This window comes from Streptomyces fildesensis (assembly GCF_016107395.1).
Lineage (GTDB): Bacteria > Actinomycetota > Actinomycetes > Streptomycetales > Streptomycetaceae > Actinacidiphila > Actinacidiphila fildesensis.
This window is the reverse complement of sequence record NZ_JAAIKO010000221.1, coordinates 1-351: the sequence shown is the minus strand read 5'-3', so window position 1 is coordinate 351 and position 351 is coordinate 1. Positions and strand designations below refer to the sequence as shown.

The 351-nt window shown below is 52.7% G+C and carries 1 protein-coding gene; it reads left to right on the top strand.

Annotated features, from left to right (window positions below; genetic code table 11):
• The coding region (locus tag C6N31_RS47285; protein WP_232486363.1) for a CSL-type zinc finger protein at positions 1-316 on the top strand (316 nt) is incomplete at its 5' end.
• Between the last annotated feature and the right edge of the window lie 35 nt (positions 317-351).

The following is a 351-nucleotide window of genomic DNA, read 5'->3' as shown; positions in this document are numbered from 1 at the left end:
CGGCGACTGGTTTCTGCTGCGAAGCGCGAAGGAAGACGTGTGGGAGTGGGAGAGTACGATGTCGTATGATGAAGTAGAGATAGAAGACATGGAGTGGAGTAGGGAACTCCAGGCATTCACGTATCCGTGCCCCTGCGGCGATCTCTTCCAGATCACGAAGGACGATCTCCGCCGCGGCGAGGATATCGCGCGGTGCCCTAGCTGCTCTCTCTATATCACTGTTATTTACGACCTGAATGATTTGGCCGGCGACGATCACGATCAGGACAATAACCAAATGCCCTTGCCACAACCCCTCCCCATCGCTGTCCCATGAATGTGAAATTTAGGGTTTTTTTATTTCGTTTGCTC